Below are 16920 nucleotides of genomic sequence, written 5' to 3' on the forward strand. Positions count from 1 at the left end.
GGCCCTCGTACGCCGCTCCGCGTGCGAGGGCCGGTCTACGTGCCCGGCGCGGACAGTCGGTGCAGTCTCAACGCCAGTTGGATCTCCAGGGCGCGCGCCGGGCTCTGCCAGTCCTCCCCCAGCAACCGGCCCACCCGCTCCAGGCGCTGTGCCACCGTGTTGACGTGGACGTGGAGCCCGTCCTTGGTGCGGGCGGGGCTCATCCCGCAGGCGAAATAGGCGTCCAGCGTGGACAGCAGCTCCGTGCCTCTGCGTGCGTCGTACGCCACCACCTCACCGATGGTGCGGTCCACGAAGCCGGCGATGTCGCGGTCCCCGGCCAGCAGCAGGCCGAGGAAGCCGAAGTCCTCGGCGGCGGCGCCGTCCCCGACGCGGCCGAGCAGGCGCAGCGCGTCGAGGCAGCGGCGGCCCTCTGCGTAGGCGGCGGCGACGGCGTCGGGGCGGCCGGCGAGGTGGGCGACGGGGGCGGAGGCGCCCACGGTGACGGCCTCGCGCACGGCCGTGCCGAGCTGGCGGGCGGTGCGGCGGGCCACGGCGGTCGCGCTCTCGCCGTCGGTGAGCGGGAGCAGCAGCACCGTGCCGCCGTCGCGGGCGGCGGCCAGTCCGTGCCGGGTGGCGGCGAGGTGGGAGGCGGCGGACCACAGCCGGCGGCGGGCGGCGGCCTCCTGGTCGGCGTCGGCGGCGGGGCCGTCGAGCCGGGCGGCGAGGACGACATGGGTGGCGTCGAGGTCGGCGCGCAGCCGGGCCGCGCGGTCCCGCAGCAGGCGCGGGTCCCGGTCGTGGGCGTCCAGCAGGTCGTCCAGGAGTTCACCGCGTACCCGCTGTTCGGCCTCGGCGGCGGAGCGGCGGGCCAGCAACAGCAGGGAGGTGACCATCGCGGCACGTTCCAGGGTGCGCTGGTCGACCGGGTCGAGGCCGGGGTGACCGCGCAGCACCAGCGCGCCGAGGAGTTCGTCACCTGCGGCGACGGCGGCGATCCAGTCCCCCGCGTGACGGACCGCGTGTCCCTCCGCCCGGGACGCCTCCAGGGGGGCCGAGGGTGCCGTGTCCGCCTCGGTGAACTCGACCGTCCCCTCCAGGACCTCGCCGACCGCCGCCGCCACGTCGTGCACCCCGCCGCCGCGCAGGACCAGTTCGGCGAGCCGGTCGTGCACCTCGGAAGCGCGCTCGATGACCGCGCTGCGGTCGCGGATGATCTCGTTGGCCCGCTCCAGGTCGGCGACCGCGGACCGGGTCTCGGTGAGCAGGTTGGCCGTGTCGATGGCCGCCGCGGCGAGCGCCGCGAAGGAGCCGAGGAGCGCGATCTGCTCCCGCTCGAAGACCCGGGCACGGCGGTCGGCGGCGAAGAGCACCCCGATGACATGGGGGCCGAGCGTCAGCGGTACGCCGAGGATGGCCACCAGGCCCTCGTCGCGCACCCCCGCGTCGATGGACGTGGTGTGCTGGAAGCGGTCGTCCTGGAAGTAGTCGTCGGTGACGTACGGCCGCGCGGTCTGGGCGACCAGGCCCCCGAGCCCCTCGCCCATGCCCAGCCGCAGCTGCTGGAAGCGGGCGGCGACCGAGCCCTCGGTGACCCGCATGTACGTGTCGCCGCGTGCCGGGTCGTTGAGGCTGAGGTAGGCGATGTCGGTGCCGAGCAGGGACCGGGCGCGCTGGACGATGGCCTGGAGCACGGCGTCCAGATCGCGCAGTCCGGCGAGGTCGTGGGCGGTCTCGAAGAGCGCGGACAGCTCGGCCTCGCGGCGCCGGCGGCCCTCCAGGTCGGCGCGGACCCGCAGCGCGAGCAGCCTGGCGTCGGCGAGCGCGGCGACGCGGCCGGGCGGGGCGCCCTCGGCGCGGGCCAGCAGCGCGGGCTGCTCGTAGGCGTCGGCGGAGGCGCCCCGGGCCAGCAGTTCCAGGAACGGCGCCTCGGCGTCGCCCCGTGGGGCCGCGGCGGCGGGGCGTTCGGCGGACTGCAGGTGATCGCGGGACATGTGCACAGGATGACCCATGGTCCGGCCGGCCCGTCAGCCGTGTGGGGCAACTCTCTCGCCGTCCGCTCAGTGCGCGGTCCAGCCGCCGTCCAGGACCTGTGAGGTGCCGGTCACGGACGCGGCGTGCGGTCCGCACAGCTGGGCCACGGCCTCGGCGACCTCTTCCGGTTCGATCAGGCGTTTGATCGCGCTGTCCCGCAGCAGCACCTCGGTGAGGACCCGGTCCTCGGGGAGGCGGTGGGCGCGTGCCTGGTCGGCGAGCTGCCGCTCGACCAGGGGGGTGCGGACGTACCCGGGGTTCACGCAGTTCGAGGTGACGCCGTGGGCGGCGCCTTCCAGGGCCGCCGTCTTCGACAGGCCCTCCAGTCCGTGCTTGGCGGCGACGTACGCCGATTTGTAGGGCGAGGCGCGCAGTCCGTGGACGGAGGACACGTTCACGATGCGGCCCCAGCCCTGCCGGTACATGTGCGGCAGGGCGCCGCGGATGAGCCGGAAGGGGGCCTCCAGCATTACGGTGAGCACGGTGTGGAAGACGTCCGGCGGGAAGTCCTCGATCGGCCGGACCAGTTGCAGCCCCGCGTTGTTGACCAGGATGTCGGTGCCCGCGGCGGCCTGTTCGGCGGCGTCGAGGTCGGTCAGGTCGAGCACCCGGGGCTCGACCGTGCCCGGCAGGCCGGCGGCCTGTCCGGCGAGCGCGTCCAGTCCCTCGGCGTCCCGGTCGACCGCCCTGACGTCGGCCCCGGCGGAAGCGAGCCGCAGCGCGCAGGCACGGCCGATCCCGCCGGCGGCACCGGTGACGAGGGCCGTGCGGCCCGCGAGGTCGAGCGGGGCGGCGTAGGGGGCCGGGGCGGCGTAGGGGGTGGTCATGGATCGACCCTAGGCGCCGCCCGACCCCCGACCCATGTGGTCAGGCTCCACACTTCATCCGGAACTCGTGGGGGCGAACCATGTGGGTGCCTCCGCCATGGCCTGCTTGATCCGCAGCACACCGAACTCGCTGAGGTCCGGCAGGGCGTCGACGGCGAACCAGCCGACGTCCAGCGACTCGTCGTCGTTGACCCGTGCCTCGCCGCCGAGCGCCCGGCAGCGGAAGGTGATGTCCATGTACTGGCAGACGTCGCTGTTCTCGTACGTCACCGGCGACAGCGCCTGGACCAGGACGACCCGCTCGGGGACGCAGCGGATCGCCGTCTCCTCCTCCACCTCGCGCACGGCGCAGGCCGCGGGCTGCTCGCCCGGGTCCGGGATGCCGCCGATCAAGGACCACGTGCGGGTGTCCGAACGCCGGTTCAGCAGCACTCTGCCCTCGTCGTCGAAGACGACGGCGGTGACCCCGGGGAGCCACAGCAGCTGATGACCGGCGGACTCACGCAGGGTGGTGATGAAGTCAGGAGTAGCCATGTCCCGACCCTAACGGTCCCGTTCGACCGGTCCCGACCCGTTCGGCGGGCGTACGGCGGTCGTACGGTTACGCGCCACCCGCGCGCTTGCGGCGCACACCGGCGGTGACCGCCCAGCCGAGCCCGCCGGCCGCGACCAGCACCAGAAGGACCTCCGGCAGGATTCCCATCTGGGTGGCGGGCGTCTGCGAGCTGCGCAGCGGCACTTCCTGGACCAGTGTGTCGGGGACGAACATGCCGGTCCGCCCGGTGATCGTGCCGTCCGGCATGATGATCGCGCTGACGCCGCTGGTGACCGGGACGGTGACGGTGCGGCTGTGCTCGACCGCGCGGACCCGGGACATCGCGAGTTGCTGGTAGGTCATCTCGCTGCGGCCGAAGGTGGCGTTGTTGCTGGGCACGGAGATCATCTGGGCTCCGTCGACGACCTCGGAGCGCACGGCCCAGTCGAAGGCGGCCTCGTAGCAGGTGACCAGGCCGACCTCGGCGCCGCCCATGGTGAACACGCCCGGTTCGCTGCCCCGGCTGAAGTCCTGGGCGACCATGCTGGTCCACTCGCTGTTGATCGCCCCGATCAGCGGGCGCAGCGGCAGGTACTCGCCGAACGGCTGGATCTGCCGTTTGTCGTAGGTGTCGGTGGGTCCCTTCACCGGGTCCCACAGGATCTGCTCGTTGAGCAGCCTGCCGTCCCGCTCGACCACGCCGCCGACCGAGATGGGCACGCCGATGGCCTTGGCGGCCCGGTCGATCACGGCGTAGGCGTCGGTGTTGGTGAAGGGGTCGATGTCGGAGGAGTTCTCCGGCCACAGCACGAAGTCCGGCCGGGGGACCTCGCCGGCCTCGACGTCGGCGGCCAGGCGTTCCGTCTCGCGCGCGTGGTAATCGAGGACGGCGCGGCGCTGGGAGTTGAAGTCGAGCCCCGCGCGCGGCACATTGCCCTGGACGACGGCGACCGTGGCGGTGCCCGCCTCGGCGTCGTCACTGACCAGCGGCCGGGCCGCGAAGGCGCCCAGGACGGGTACGGCCACGCTGAGCAGGGCCGCCACGGCGGCGCCCCGGTGTACCGCGCGCGTACGGCGGGTCTCCAGGGCGAGGCGGACGACGTCGTACAGGCCGAAGCCCGCGAGGACGACGGCGAAGCCGAGTACGGGGGTGCCGCCCACGGCGGCGAGCGGGAGGAAGACCCCGTCGGCCTGGCCGAAGGCGATCTTGCCCCAGGGGAAGCCGCTGAACGGCACCCGCGCGCGGGCCGCCTCTGCGGCGATCCACACGGCGGCGGCCCACACGGGCCAGGCGGGGAGTTTCGCCACGGCGGTGACGCCCGCGCCGACCAGGGCGACGAAGAGCGCCTCGATGACGACCAGCGCCAGCCAGGGGCCGGGGCCGACCTCCACGCCGGTCCACACCAGCAGCGGCAGCAGGAATCCGAGGCCGAAGAGGTAGCCGAGACCGAGTCCCGCCTTCCAGCCGCGCCCGCGCAGCACCCAGCCGAAGACCGCGAAGGCCGGCAGGGCCAGCCACCACAGGGTGCGGGGCGGGAAGCTGACGTAGAGCAGCACTCCGGAGAGCGCGGCTGCGGCGGGCGGGACCAGACGCGCGAACCAGCGGCGCGCGACGGGCGCGGGCTGGGGTTCGGCCTGGTCCGGTCCGCCGGCGGCGGGTGCGGTGACGGTCACTCCGGGAGTGTACGGCCGCATCCTGAGCCACCGACAGGACGGTCCGCGCGTGCGCCGTGGGCCGTGGGGCCTGGGGCCTGGGGCCATGGGCGGTACGTCACGGAACCGACCCGGCCCGCCCACGGCCGGTGACCACCCACCCCGGCCGCCGGGGTGCTGGCGGGGCCGGCCACCGCGCGCCCGCCGGCGGAGGAGGTACCGCGCCGGAGAGAGGAGGACGGGGCGCCTCCGAACGGGTGAACGGGCGCCGCGTACGGCGCGGGACGGGCCGGACGGGCGGGACGGCAAGACGGCGATACGGCGATACGGCGGTGCAGCCTGGGCGGGTGCCGTGGCCGTCGGCGGGTCAGTGTGCCGCGTCGGGGGTGATCGCCCGCAGGCGTTCGCGGATGACCCGTACGGCCGCCTCCGCGTCGTCCACCGTGACCGTGAACGTGTGTCCGTCCCACAACCGCAGGACCAGGCCCTCGCCCTGTCGTACGACGACGGCGGTGCCCTTCTCGGGACGCCAGCGGTAGCCCCAGCCGCCCCAGTGGCGGGGGGTGACGTGGGCGACGAAGTCGGCTCCGGCGACATGGGAGAGGGGGATGCGACGGCGCGGTACGCCGATGTGGCCGCAGCGCACCTCCAGGGAGTCCTGGTCGACCCGCAGGGCCACGCTGACGAAGGCGAGGGTGCCGAAGAGGACGAGCAGTCCGGCCAGGATGCAGCCCACCACGGACATCACGAGGGGGGCCGAGCCGGACGTCCACGCGGAGTCCACGGCCAGTTGGATGCCGAGCGCCACGCAGGCGGCGCCGACCAGCGCCAGCAGCCACTGGACGCGATTGGTGGCGTGCCCGGTCCAGACGTCCGGGTGCGACGCGGCTGTGTCCTGGGGGAGGTCCCTCATGCTTCGAGACTACTCAGGTTTCGCTGCGCGGGCCCCTGGCTGCGCACCGTGATTGGCCCGGACGGTCCACCGGGTGTCAGGACAGCCGGGCGGGGGCCGTCGCCCCCAGCAGCCGTCCCTCCGCGTAGGCGAGCGCGGGCTCGGGCAGCATGCCGGGCCGGCCGCTCAGCAGCACGGTGACGGTGCCGCTGGGCGCGGCCTCGGGCCGGGGCCGGCCGCCGATGCGGCGCAGGGCCTGGGCGGCCACCGCTCCGGCCGAGCCGTGCAGGGCCAGGGGCGGGGCGCCGGTCCGCTGGACGGCGGCGCGGATGCGTTCGGCGACCAGTTCGTAGTGGGTGCAGCCCAGGACGACGGTGGTGACCTCGGGCGGGGTCAGCGCGGCGGCGGCGGCCACCGCGGCGTCGATCGCGTGCTCGTCGGCGCGCTCGACCGCCTCGGCCAGTCCCCAGCAGGGGACTTCGGTGACGTGGACGCCGTCGGCGAAGTCACGGATGAGCCCGCGCTGGTAGGGGCTGCCGGTGGTGGCGGGGGTGGCCCAGATCGCGACGGGGCCGCCGCGGGCGGCGGCGGGCTTGATGGCGGGGACCGTGCCGATCACCGGGAGGCCGGGTTCCAGCAGCCCGCGCAGGGTGGTCAGGGCGTGCACGGTGGCGGTGTTGCAGCCGACGATCAGGGCTTCGGGGCGGTGGGCGGCGGCGGCCTCGGCGACGGTCACCGCGCGCCGGGTGAGGTCCTCGGTGGTGCGCGGACCCCAGGGCATGCCGTCGGGGTCGAGGGAGAGGACGAGATCCGCGTCGGGGCGGAGGCGTCGTACCGCGGCGGTCGCCGCGAGCAGGCCGATTCCGGAGTCCATGAGCGCGATCTTCACTCGGCCACCATAGACGATGGCCCGTGTCGGACCGGTGCCGTGCGGCAGACTGCGCGGGTGACCGTCTTCGCCTGGATCGCCGCCGGATCACTCGCCGCCTGGTCGTGGCTGCTGCTGTGCCAGGGCTTCTTCTGGCGCACCGATGTACGGCTCCCCCGTCGCGTCGAGCCGGAGGTGTGGCCGTACGTCTGTGTCGTCGTCCCGGCGCGCGACGAGGCGGGTGTGCTGCCGCTGAGTCTGCCGTCGCTGCTCGCGCAGGAGTATCCGGGGCGGGCCGAGGTGATCCTGGTGGACGACGGCAGCACCGACGGCACCGGGGAACTGGCGCGGGAACTGGCGGACGGACGGGACGGACCGACGCTGACGGTGGACTCGCCGGGTGAGCCTCCGGCGGGCTGGACCGGCAAGCTGTGGGCGGTGCGGCACGGGCTGGCGCTGGCCCGCGCGCGGGGACCGGAGTTCCTGCTGCTGACGGACGCGGACATCGCCCACGAGCCCGACAGTCTGCGCGCGCTGGTGGAGGCGTCCCACGGGGGCGGCTACGACCTGGTGTCCCAGATGGCCCGGCTGCGGGTGGTGAGCGGCTGGGAGCGGCTCGTGGTGCCGGCGTTCGTCTACTTCTTCGCGCAGTTGTATCCGTTCCGGTGGATCAGCCGTACGGGGTCGCGTACGGCCGCCGCGGCCGGGGGCTGTGTGCTGCTGAGCGCGCGGGCGGTGGAGAGGGCGCGGATCCCGGACGCCATCCGCGGCGCGGTGATCGACGACGTGGCGCTCGCCCGCGCGGTGAAGGACAGTGGGGGGCGTATCTGGCTGGGGCTGGCGGAGCGGGTGGACAGCGTGCGTCCGTATCCGCGGCTGCACGATCTGTGGCGGATGGTGTCGCGCAGCGCCTACGCGCAACTGCGGCACAGTCCGGCGCTGGTGGTGGGGACGGTGGCCGGGCTCGCCCTGGTGTATCTGGTGCCGCCCGTCGCCGTGCTGGTGGGGGTGGTGACGGGCGAGGTGCCGACCGCGCTGCTGGGCGCGGCGGCGTGGCTGGTGATGACGGGGACGTATGGGCCGATGCTGCGGTACTGCGGTCTGCCGCTGTGGCTCGCCCCGCTGCTGCCGTTCACCGCGTTCCTGTATCTGCTGATGACGGTGGACTCGGCGGTGCAGCACCATCGGGGGCGCGGCGCGGCCTGGAAGGGCCGTACCTATGCCCGTCCGGACGCGGTGGCGGACGAGGGCTGAGCGGCGCGGTGCGGTGCGGTGCGGGCGGCTACTTGCGGCCGGGGGTCCAGTTCATGCCCCAGCCGTAGGCGTGGTCGACGGTGCGTTGCGGGCTGACGCCGCGTTCGGGGACGAGGTAGCGGGCCTCGCGCCGGACGATCAGGTCGCCGCCGTCGTGGGTGATCAGCGCGAGGGCGCAGACGGTGGAGGGGACCGTGCACTCGTCCAGGGAGAAGTCGATCGGGGCGCCGTGCTGCGGGCTGAGGGTGACGGTGGCGTGCAGGTCGGCGAAGGAGCGGGCGCCCTCGTAGATGGTGACGAAGACGAGGATGCGCCGGAAGCGGCGTTGCTGGTCGAGGTTGACGGTGAGGTTCTCGCCGCTCGTGACGGCGCCGGTGCGGTCGTCGCCGTCGAGGTGGATGAACGGCGGTCGGTCCAGGGCTCCGTAGGCGTTGCCGAGGGCCTGGACGACGCCTTTGCTGCCGTCGGTCAGTTCGTACAGGGCGCACAGGTCCAGGTCGAGGTCGCCGTGGAGGGCGACCGCGCGGCCGATCTTGCTGCCCCAGCCCTTGAACTGCTTGCGGGTCTCCCAGTTGAGATTGACGCGCAGCGCGCCCGAGGTGCCGCCCTGTTTGGTCAGGGAGACGGACGGGGCGGCCTTGGTGAGGGTGACCTTGGTCAGCCGTACGGGCCGGGCGGGCGGCTGGGCCGCGGGGCGGGCCGGTGCGGGCGCGGAGGAGGCGGGGGCCGGTGAGGGGGCCGGTGGGGGTGGGGTGGCGGCGCGGGTCTGTGGGGGTGCGGCCGGCTGCTGGGGCTCGTCCACCGTGATGCCGAAGTCGGTGGCGAGGCCCGCCAGTCCGCGGTCGTAGCCCTGGCCGACGGCGCGGAACTTCCAGGCGCCCTGGCGGCGGTAGAACTCGCCGAGCACGAACGCGGTCTCGACGCTCGCGCCGGTGCTGTCGAAGCGGGCGACGGCGGTGTCGCGGCCCTCATCGCGCACCTCGATGTACAGACCGGGGACGCGGGCGAAGGTGCCGCCGTCGGCGGAGGCGGCGAGGACGACGGTCTCGACGGCGGGCTCCACGCGCGCGAGGTCGACGATCAGGGAGTCGGTCACCCGGCCTCCGCTGTCGTGTTTGCCCACGTGGCGCACGGCGCCGGAGGAATGGGCCGGCTGGTTGTAGAAGACGAAGTCGGCGTCGGAGCGGACCTTCCCCCCGACGAGGACGAGCGCGGAGGCGTCCACGTCGGGGACCGACGCCCCGGTCCCCCAGCCCAGTTCGACCCGTAGTGCCGTGGTGGGCACCGGGACGTTCGACCCTTTCGGCATTGTCATGTCCGCCCCCATCTTGTGCTGCGCTCGTGTGCGGTACGCCGCCCGGCGTTCCGGACCCGTGGCGTTCCGCGTGCGACCAACCTATTCCCCGGGGCCGCCGTGCGCCCACGGCACGCGCGTGAACACTCCATGGTCAACCGCCGGTAACCCGTACGGAACTGAGCTTTTACAGGATTCAAACGCGCGCCGCTGCCCTTTTTCCCCAGGTTCGCTCGCATTGGCGATCCCGCGTCACCGCCGACACGGAAATCAACCCTCTTATCGGTCTCCACAACCAGCACATCGTGGGCTTAACTTATGTGCCATGACCTCCCCCCGCTCCACCTATGGCGGCGGCTACTACTCCGCCTCCTTCCCGGACACACCGATCTACGACTCACTCGTGGCCGAGCGGGGCACCCCGCAGATCGCCCCGATCCGGGTCCCCGCCGCCTACGACACCGGCGGTCATCTGCCCGCGCTGCCGTCGGCGTTGCCCGCGCTCCCGGCGGCCCCGTCGCAGCCGACCTACGGCTCCTACGGCTACCCGCAGCCCGCCCCGCTCCAGCAGGCCCCGGCCGCGTACATCCCGCCGCAGGCCACCGCGCCGCGCGGCTATCCGGGCCCGCAGCAGCAGCCGCCCCGGCCGGCCGGCCCCGGCACCGGGTACGAGGCGATGCGTCCGGCCGCCCCGCGCCCCGCTCCGGGCGGCTACCAGGACCCGTACAACAACCAGCAGTACCGCGGGTACTGATTCCCTCCGCGGATCACCGGCGCCACCTGGCACGATGTCCGTATGGGGAACCCGCGGCTGCAGTCGATCCACGTCCATCCGGTCAAGGCGTTCCGGGGCCTGTCGCTCCGGGAGTGCGCCGTGGAGCCCTGGGGGCCGGCCGGTGACCGACGCTGGGTGCTGATCGACGACGGGGGAAAGGTCGTCACACAACGCCAGCAGCCGCGTCTCGCGCAGGCCGCCGCCGAGTTGCTGCCCGGCGGCGTCCTGCTGTCCGCGCCCAGTCTGGAGCCGCTGGCCGTGGACGTGCCGGAGCCGGGCGGCACCGTCACGCTGGAGATCTTCGGGGACAAGGTGGAGGGTGTGCCCGCGGACGCCGCGGCGCACGCGTGGTGCAGCGCGTTCCTGCGGGCCCCGGTACGGCTGGTGCACATGGACGACCCCGCCGCGCGCCGGCCCGTGGACCCCGCGTTCGCGCGGCCCGGTGAGACGGTCAGCTTCGCCGACGGCTATCCGCTGCTGCTGACCTCGGTCGCCTCCCTCGACGCGCTCAACTCCCTGATCGCGCAGGGTCGGCACGCGGCGGAGGGGCCGCTGCCGATGAACCGCTTCCGGCCGAATGTGGTCGTCTCCGGGGCCGAGCCCTGGGCGGAGGACGACTGGACGCGGGTCGAGATCGGGGAGGTGCGCTTCCGGGTGGCGAAGATGTGCGGGCGCTGTGTGGTGACCACGACCGACCAGGTCACTTCGGAGCGCGGCAAGGAGCCCCTGTTCACGCTGGGCCAGCGGCGCCGGATCGGCGGCAAGCTGGTCTTCGGCCAGAATCTCGTGCCGCTGAACCGCGGCACGCTGCGCGTGGGCGACCCGGTCCGGGTGCACGGGTAGCGGGGCACCCCGCCGAAGCGCCGGGGTCCCAAGGCCCAGTGGCCCAGAGGCCCCGAAGCGCCGGTCGCCGGTCGCCGGTCGCCGGTCCTCCGTCGCCGGTCCTCCGTCGCCGAGAGCCCGAAGCCGGTCCTCGGTCGTCGGAAACCGGGGAGTTCCTGGGGAGGTCCGGCGGAGGTGATTTCGCTCTCTCTTCGGCCGGACTCCCGGGCGCCCGGCTCCGGTTCGGGTTATCACGGAACGGGGAAGGGGGTGCGGACCGTGCGAGCGATCAGTGGCCTGTGGCGCTGGCGGCACAATCCGCTGTGCCGCGCGAGCGACCTCGTGGAGTGCTGGGCGGCGCTCGTCGCCCTGTCGATGATGCTGGTGGTGGCGCCGGTGATCGGAGTGCTGGCCGGTTCCGCCGCCCAGGACACGCTGGACCGCTCGATCCGTGAACAGCGCGACTCCCGGCTGGAGGTGACGGCCACGGTGGTGCGCAGACTGGGCGGCGGTGTGGTGGGCGCGGACCCCGAGGCCGGGTCGGCGGACGCCCGCAGCCGGGTGCTGGCCCTCTGGACGGCGCCCGACGGCGACGAGCGCCGCGAGCCGGTCCTGACCGCGCTGTCGGCACCGCGGCCCGGCGACACGTTCACGATCTGGACCGACCGGGCCGGGCAGAAGGTCGCCAGACCGCTGGATCCGGCCACGGCCGCCACGCACGCGGCCCTCGCCGGGTTCGGCGCGGCCCTCGTGACGGCCGGGCTGGTCGAGGTCGCCAGACGGCTGGTCCTGTGGCGGCTGGTCAGACACCGGTACGCCCGCTGGGACCAGGCGTGGGACCGCGCGGGCCCGGACTGGGGCCGGACCGGGACGGGCAGTTGACGGCCTTCGGCCTCTGGTCAACCCACCGTCCGCGCTCACGCTACGGTGGACCGGCCGAACCCCTTCGGCAGCAGACCCGCGTACGACGAGGTGGGGGCACAGCAAAGCCATGGCACAGGGCACGGTCCAGGTGACGCACACCGGCACGTCGCGGTGGCGGCGCCGCACAGGTGAGTACAGCTCGCTCGCCGCCGCCCTGGAGGCCGCGGCCGACGGTGACGTGCTCACCGTCGCCCCCGGCACCTACCGGGAGAACCTCGTGGTCGAGCGCGCGGTGACGCTGCGCGGCCCGGAGGGCTCCCCCGGCTCGGTGCGCATCGCCCCGGTCGACGGGGTGCCGCTGACCGTGCGGGCCTCGGCGGTCGTCCAGGATCTGCTCGTGGAGGGCCAGGACGCCGCGGCGCCCGCCCTGCTCGTGGAGGAGGGGGCGCCCGAGCTGACGGACGTACGGGTGGTGACCCGGTCCGCGGCGGGCATCGAGGTGCGCGGCGGGGCGCGGCCGACCGTGCGCCGCTGCACCGTCGACAATCCGGCGGGCATCGGGATCGCCGTGCTCGACGGCGGGGGCGGGGTGTTCGAGGAGTGCGAGGTGGTCGCGGCCGGACAGGCCGGGGTCGCGGTGCGCGGCGGCGCCCATCCGCGGCTGGAGCGCTGCCGGATCCACCACACCTCGGGCGTGGGCCTGACGGCGACCGGGGAGAACTCGGCGCTGGAGGCCGTCGGCTGCGAGGTCTACGAGGTGCGGGGCAGCGGGGTGCAGATCACCGCGCGGGCCACCGCCCATCTCACCGACTGCGATGTGCACCGCACCACCGCCGACGGGGTCACCCTCGACACGGACGCCGTGCTGACGCTGGCCGACTGCCGGATCCACGACATCCCGGAGAACGCGGTCGACCTGCGTTCGCGTTCGGTGCTGACGCTGACCCGCACCAGCGTGCGGCAGTTCGGCCGCAACGGGCTGTCGGTGTGGGACCCGGGCACCCGGGTGGACGCCAATCAGTGCGAGATCTTCGACAGCACCGGCGACTATCCGGCGGTGTGGGTGAGCGACGGCGCCACGGCGGTGCTGGACTCCTGCCGGGTGCACGATGTGCCGGACGCGCTGTTCGTCCTGGACCGCGGATCGCGCGCGGACGTCGTGGACAGCGATCTCACCCAGGTGCGCAACACGGCGGTGTCGGTGAGCGACGGCGCCACCGCCCAGCTGGACGACTGCCGGATCAGGGACGCCGCGACCGGCGCCTGGTTCCGCGACCACGGCAGCGGCGGCACCCTGAGCAACTGCACGGTGTCGGGCACGCAGACCGGGGTGATCGTCACCAAGGGCGCCGACCCGAGCGTGGAGCGGTGCACGGTCGACTCCCCCGCCGAGGCCGGCTTCTACGTGTCGGCGGGCGGCCGGGGCACCTTCACGGGCTGCCGGGTCACGGGCAGCGGCGGCTACGGCTTCCATGTGATAGACGGCTGCCGTACGACCCTGCGCAAGTGCCGTACGGAGCGGTGCGCGCGCGGCGGGTACGAGTTCGCGGACGGCGGGCCGGACGCGACAGGCGGGGGCCCGGTCGTGGAGGACTGCACCAGCGACGAGAGCGGCGGCATACGGCCGTCGGTGACCCCGGCGCCGGAACCGGCCGTGCAGACCGCGGGCGGGACGCCGGGGCTGCTGGGCGCGATCCCGGGGCAGCGCACGGCGGAGCAGGAACCGGTCGTGTCCGTGGTGCCGGAGCCGCAGTCGGCCGCGCGCACCTCCACGGCGGTGCTCGGCGAGCTGGACGCGCTGGTGGGCCTGGACAGTGTGAAGCGTGAGGTGCGGGCGCTCACCGACATGATCGAGGTGGGGCGGCGGCGCCGGGAGGCCGGTCTCAAGGCGGCCTCCGTGAAACGGCATCTGGTCTTCACCGGCTCCCCCGGCACCGGCAAGACGACGGTCGCCCGGCTGTACGGCGAGATCCTCGCCTCGCTCGGGGTGCTGGAGAAGGGGCATCTGGTCGAGGTCTCCCGGGTGGATCTGGTCGGCGAGCACATCGGCTCGACGGCGATCCGCACCCAGGAGGCGTTCGAGCGGGCCCGTGGCGGGGTGCTGTTCATCGACGAGGCGTACGCGCTGTCGCCGGAGGACTCGGGCCGTGACTTCGGCAAGGAGGCCATCGACACGCTCGTGAAGCTGATGGAGGACCACCGGGACGCGGTGGTGGTGATCGTCGCGGGCTACACGGCCGAGATGGAGCGGTTCCTCTCGGTCAACCCCGGTGTGGCGTCGCGTTTCTCGCGGACCATCACCTTCGGCGACTACAACGCCGAGGAACTGCTGAGGATCGTGCGGCAGCAGGCCGAGGAGCACGAGTACCGGCTGGCACCGGGGGCGGCGGAGGCGGTGCAGAAGTACTTCGCCGAACTCCCGAAGGGTCCCGCGTTCGGCAACGGACGTACCGCGCGGCAGACGTTCGAGGCCATGGTCGAGCGGCACGCGAGCCGGGTCGCCCAGGTCCAGGAGCCCACCACGGACGATCTGTCGCTGCTGTTCGCGGAGGACCTGCCCGAACTGCCGTGAGAGGTGGCGCCGAGGCGGCGCCGCCTCCGTGAGGTGCGACGCTCACTCCGCTGTCCGCGGGCGTGGCCCCGGCACCTCGGGCCGCAGCCGGGCCAGCAGCCGGGCGCGTTCCTCGGCGAACGCGGGGTCCGCCTGGTAGTCGGAGTGCCCGAGGATCGGCGCGGGCAGCGGATGCAGCGCCGTACGGCCGCAGGCCATCGGGTCGGTGAGCGGGGCGCGGTCGACCTTGGGGCCGCAGTCGCCGGGGAGTCCGATCGGGCCGCCGATGGGGTCGGTGACGCGGTGGAGATTGCGCCAGCAGTCGACGTCCTCGTGCAGCGCGCTGAGCGCGGCCGGACCGAAGTACCCGGGGAACCAGCGGCCGTAGAGCCGCTCCAGCGGTGAGCCGTACGTCAGCAGCGCCACCCGTTTGCGTACCGCCGGGGTCAGTTGCCAGGACGCGGCGGCGGCGAGGACGCTGCCCTGGGAGTGGCCGGAGATCACCAGCCGGCCGCCGGTCAGTGCGGTCCAGGTGGCCATGCGCCAGGTGAGGTCGGGGACGGCCCGCTCGGCGTAGCAGGGCGGCGCGAAGGGGTGGGCGGCGCGCGGCCAGAAGGTGCCGACGTCCCAGAGGATGCCGATGGTGCGGCGCGCGGAGGCATCTTTGTAGGCGCGGCGGCCCGAGGCGACGAACAGTATGAATCCGACGCCGATCAACCAGGAGCCGAGGGCCTGCGCGGTCTGGGCGGCGCCGTGCAGGAAGGGCTGGGTGTCCTCGGCGGCGCGGGCCGGGGTCACCCCGGTGACCAGGGCCGCGCCCAGCGCGCCCCCGCCGAGCAGGAGGGTCGTCAGGGCGGTGGCGGTGATCAGCAGGGGTGCCCGGTCGGTGAGGGCGGCCATCGCGCGGGTGCGGGCGATCCTGCGGAGGCGGGTGTCGTCCGCCGCCTCCTGCGGGTACTCGCGCTCGACGGCGGTCCGCTCGGCGCGGGCCAGTTTCAGGGTGACGTAGCAGAGCCGGCCGGCGACCAGCAGCAGGACGACGAGCAGGGGTGGGATGACGGACGCCTGCCAGGTGAGCAGGACGGGCGGGCCGGGGATCACGGCGGCGGGGCCGTCCAGCCAGTCGGCGACCCGCTGGGACACCCCGCCGGAGAAGACACCGCCGAGGGCGCAGGCCAGCAGGGCGACGGCCGGGCCGCCGAAGCCGCGCATCGCGCAGCGGGGTTCGCGGCGGGCGCGGTGCAGCACATGGGCGACGACGCACAGCGCCACGACGAGCAGGCCCTGGGCGAGGGTGAGGACACCGAACGCCGTGTCGCCGGGCAGTCCGCCGGTGGACCGCCATCCGGTGCGCTCCCAGCCGGTGTAGACGACGGTGAGGAGCAGCAGGGTCACGGCGGCGAGCGGAAGCCGGTGGACGAGGCGCCGGTCGAGTTCGCGGTCGAGGCGGCGCTCGCTGCGGCCCCGGCGGCAGACCACCCACAGCACGGCGGCGAAGCCCACGACGAGCGCGGTGCCGAGGAGGCCGCCGAGCCATTCCAGGGCGGCCGGGCCGCCGGGCTCGCGGTCGTGCGCGGCGGCGGCCCAGATGAGGGCGGCGGCCACGGTGAGCAGGCCCGCCGCGGTGTGCGCGGCGCGCAGCCGGGCGACGAGCCGACGCCCGAACCAGAACCCGGGCCGCCCCAGCGCGGTCAGCGAGGTCGCCTCGTCGTCCCCGGCACGGTCGGCGGCGGGGGTGTCCGCCGCTTCCGGCCGCCCGGGGTCCGCTCCCGTTCGCCCGGGGTCCGCTTCCGGCCCGTCCCCCGGCTCTCCTTGGTCGCCGCCCATCGGTCGGGCCGACTCGTACGCGCTCCAGGTGCGGTGGGAGAGGTACCACAGCAGGGTGACCAGGGCCGTGGGGACGAGGGCCGCCAGGGCGATCCGGCGGCCGGGCAGGCTCCACCAGCCGTCGTGGGAGAGGGCGGGTGAGAAGAAGCCCAGCCAGGAGTTGCGCTCGGCGCAGGCACTGACGCCGGCGCACTGCCAGGCGGCGAGGTCGAGGGCGACCTCGCAGGCCGCCGCCACCAGCAGCACCGTCAGGGTGAGCCCGGCGAGCCGCACCAGCAGTCCGTACAGACGCACCGCGCGGGCGTGGCCGTGGGTGGCGGGGCGCATCCAGTGCGCGAGGTTGACGACCATGAAGGGCAGCAGCAACAGCCACAGCGCGCGGGTGCCGTTGCCGGAGGTGAGGTTGGACCAGACGTACGCCTCCTGGACGGGTCCGGCGGGTCCGGCGGGTCCGGCGGGCCCGTCGTCGCGCCGGTCCGGGTCGCGTTCGGAGTCGACGTCCTCGATCCGCCGGTAGATGGCGGCGGTCTCGTCACCGGTCACCCGCTCGGTGCGCGGGTCGTCGAGCATCTCCTGGGGCGTCGCGCCGCCCACTCCGTGGACGAGGAGTTCCAGAGCCGTCGTCCGCTCCCGGCCGGGCGTCCGGCCCGTCCCGGCCCGTACCTGCGCGCGTTCCACTGTCGGGTACTTCCCCTTTCGGTGCCGTGCGGCATTGGTTCGTGGCGCGCCCAGGATGTCCGCTGGG

The 16920-nt window shown here is 74.2% G+C and carries 13 protein-coding genes; 5 read left to right on the forward strand and 8 right to left on the reverse strand.

The annotated features are described in order from the left end of the window. Positions 1 to 35: 35 nt before the first annotated feature. The 6 genes from ACIQNG_RS13575 to ACIQNG_RS13600 form a co-directional block, all read right to left on the reverse strand. Entirely contained in the window at positions 36 to 1973 is a 1938-nt protein-coding gene (locus tag ACIQNG_RS13575; RefSeq protein ID WP_401484759.1) for a helix-turn-helix domain-containing protein, read from the reverse strand. 66 nt (positions 1974 to 2039) lie between these two features. Continuing rightward, positions 2040 to 2840, reverse strand: coding sequence for a 3-hydroxybutyrate dehydrogenase (locus ACIQNG_RS13580; RefSeq protein ID WP_401484761.1), 801 nt, complete (start codon positions 2838 to 2840; stop codon positions 2040 to 2042). A gap of 54 nt (positions 2841 to 2894) precedes the next feature. Continuing rightward, a complete protein-coding gene (locus ACIQNG_RS13585; protein ID WP_401484763.1) occupies positions 2895 to 3374 on the reverse strand; it encodes an NUDIX hydrolase in 480 nt (159 codons plus the stop codon). Positions 3375 to 3441: 67 nt separating this feature from the next. Then, entirely contained in the window at positions 3442 to 5049 is a 1608-nt protein-coding gene (lnt, locus tag ACIQNG_RS13590) for an apolipoprotein N-acyltransferase (protein ID WP_401484765.1), read from the reverse strand. A gap of 346 nt (positions 5050 to 5395) precedes the next feature. Then, positions 5396 to 5941, reverse strand: a complete 546-nt coding sequence (locus ACIQNG_RS13595; protein WP_401484767.1) for a hypothetical protein — start codon at positions 5939 to 5941, stop codon at positions 5396 to 5398. Between the two features lie 76 nt (positions 5942 to 6017). Further along, positions 6018 to 6809, reverse strand: coding sequence for a glutamate racemase (locus ACIQNG_RS13600; protein ID WP_401439994.1), 792 nt, complete (start codon positions 6807 to 6809; stop codon positions 6018 to 6020). A gap of 39 nt (positions 6810 to 6848) precedes the next feature. On the opposite strand from ACIQNG_RS13600, the gene ACIQNG_RS13605 reads away from it, so the two are divergent. Beyond that, positions 6849 to 8042 (forward strand): glycosyltransferase, encoded by a 1194-nt coding sequence (locus ACIQNG_RS13605; RefSeq protein WP_401484769.1) that lies wholly within the window; start codon positions 6849 to 6851, stop codon positions 8040 to 8042. A gap of 28 nt (positions 8043 to 8070) precedes the next feature. Here ACIQNG_RS13605 and ACIQNG_RS13610 read toward each other — a convergent pair whose 3' ends face one another. Beyond that, positions 8071 to 9351, reverse strand: a complete 1281-nt coding sequence (locus ACIQNG_RS13610; protein ID WP_401485105.1) for a TerD family protein — start codon at positions 9349 to 9351, stop codon at positions 8071 to 8073. A 310-nt stretch (positions 9352 to 9661) separates the two neighbouring features. Between ACIQNG_RS13610 and ACIQNG_RS13615 the strand changes: the two genes are divergently transcribed. The 4 genes from ACIQNG_RS13615 (at position 9662) to ACIQNG_RS13630 (ending at position 14369) form a co-directional block, all read left to right on the forward strand. After that, positions 9662 to 10090, forward strand: coding sequence for a DUF6643 family protein (locus ACIQNG_RS13615; protein WP_401484771.1), 429 nt, complete (start codon positions 9662 to 9664; stop codon positions 10088 to 10090). 42 nt (positions 10091 to 10132) lie between these two features. Further along, positions 10133 to 10954, forward strand: a complete 822-nt coding sequence (locus ACIQNG_RS13620) for an MOSC domain-containing protein (RefSeq protein ID WP_401484773.1) — start codon at positions 10133 to 10135, stop codon at positions 10952 to 10954. 258 nt (positions 10955 to 11212) lie between these two features. Continuing rightward, positions 11213 to 11815 (forward strand): hypothetical protein, encoded by a 603-nt coding sequence (locus ACIQNG_RS13625; protein WP_401484775.1) that lies wholly within the window; start codon positions 11213 to 11215, stop codon positions 11813 to 11815. Positions 11816 to 11924: 109 nt separating this feature from the next. Beyond that, complete coding sequence (locus ACIQNG_RS13630; RefSeq protein WP_401484777.1) at positions 11925 to 14369, forward strand: right-handed parallel beta-helix repeat-containing protein; 2445 nt, start codon at positions 11925 to 11927, stop codon at positions 14367 to 14369. Between the two features lie 42 nt (positions 14370 to 14411). Here ACIQNG_RS13630 and ACIQNG_RS13635 read toward each other — a convergent pair whose 3' ends face one another. Next, the gene (locus tag ACIQNG_RS13635; protein WP_401484780.1) at positions 14412 to 16853 is read right to left on the reverse strand and encodes a hypothetical protein; all 2442 of its coding nucleotides are present in this window, start codon (positions 16851 to 16853) and stop codon (positions 14412 to 14414) included. Positions 16854 to 16920 lie beyond the last annotated feature (67 nt).

The organism is Streptomyces sp. NPDC091377 (genome assembly GCF_044757045.1).
Taxonomy (GTDB): Bacteria; Actinomycetota; Actinomycetes; order Streptomycetales; family Streptomycetaceae; genus Streptomyces.

What these genes read in the sequence shown, in the direction of transcription:
- ACIQNG_RS13580 (WP_401484761.1), bottom strand. Translation starts at nt 2,840, where the DNA reads ATGACCACCCCCTACGCCGCCCCGGCCCCCTACGCCGCCCCGCTCGAC.
- ACIQNG_RS13615 (WP_401484771.1), top strand. Translation starts at nt 9,662, where the DNA reads ATGACCTCCCCCCGCTCCACCTATGGCGGCGGCTACTACTCCGCCTCC.
- ACIQNG_RS13595 (WP_401484767.1), bottom strand. Translation starts at nt 5,941, where the DNA reads ATGAGGGACCTCCCCCAGGACACAGCCGCGTCGCACCCGGACGTCTGG.
- ACIQNG_RS13575 (WP_401484759.1), bottom strand. Translation starts at nt 1,973, where the DNA reads ATGTCCCGCGATCACCTGCAGTCCGCCGAACGCCCCGCCGCCGCGGCC.
- ACIQNG_RS13610 (WP_401485105.1), bottom strand. Translation starts at nt 9,351, where the DNA reads ATGCCGAAAGGGTCGAACGTCCCGGTGCCCACCACGGCACTACGGGTC.
- ACIQNG_RS13620 (WP_401484773.1), top strand. Translation starts at nt 10,133, where the DNA reads ATGGGGAACCCGCGGCTGCAGTCGATCCACGTCCATCCGGTCAAGGCG.
- ACIQNG_RS13630 (WP_401484777.1), top strand. Translation starts at nt 11,925, where the DNA reads ATGGCACAGGGCACGGTCCAGGTGACGCACACCGGCACGTCGCGGTGG.
- ACIQNG_RS13585 (WP_401484763.1), bottom strand. Translation starts at nt 3,374, where the DNA reads ATGGCTACTCCTGACTTCATCACCACCCTGCGTGAGTCCGCCGGTCAT.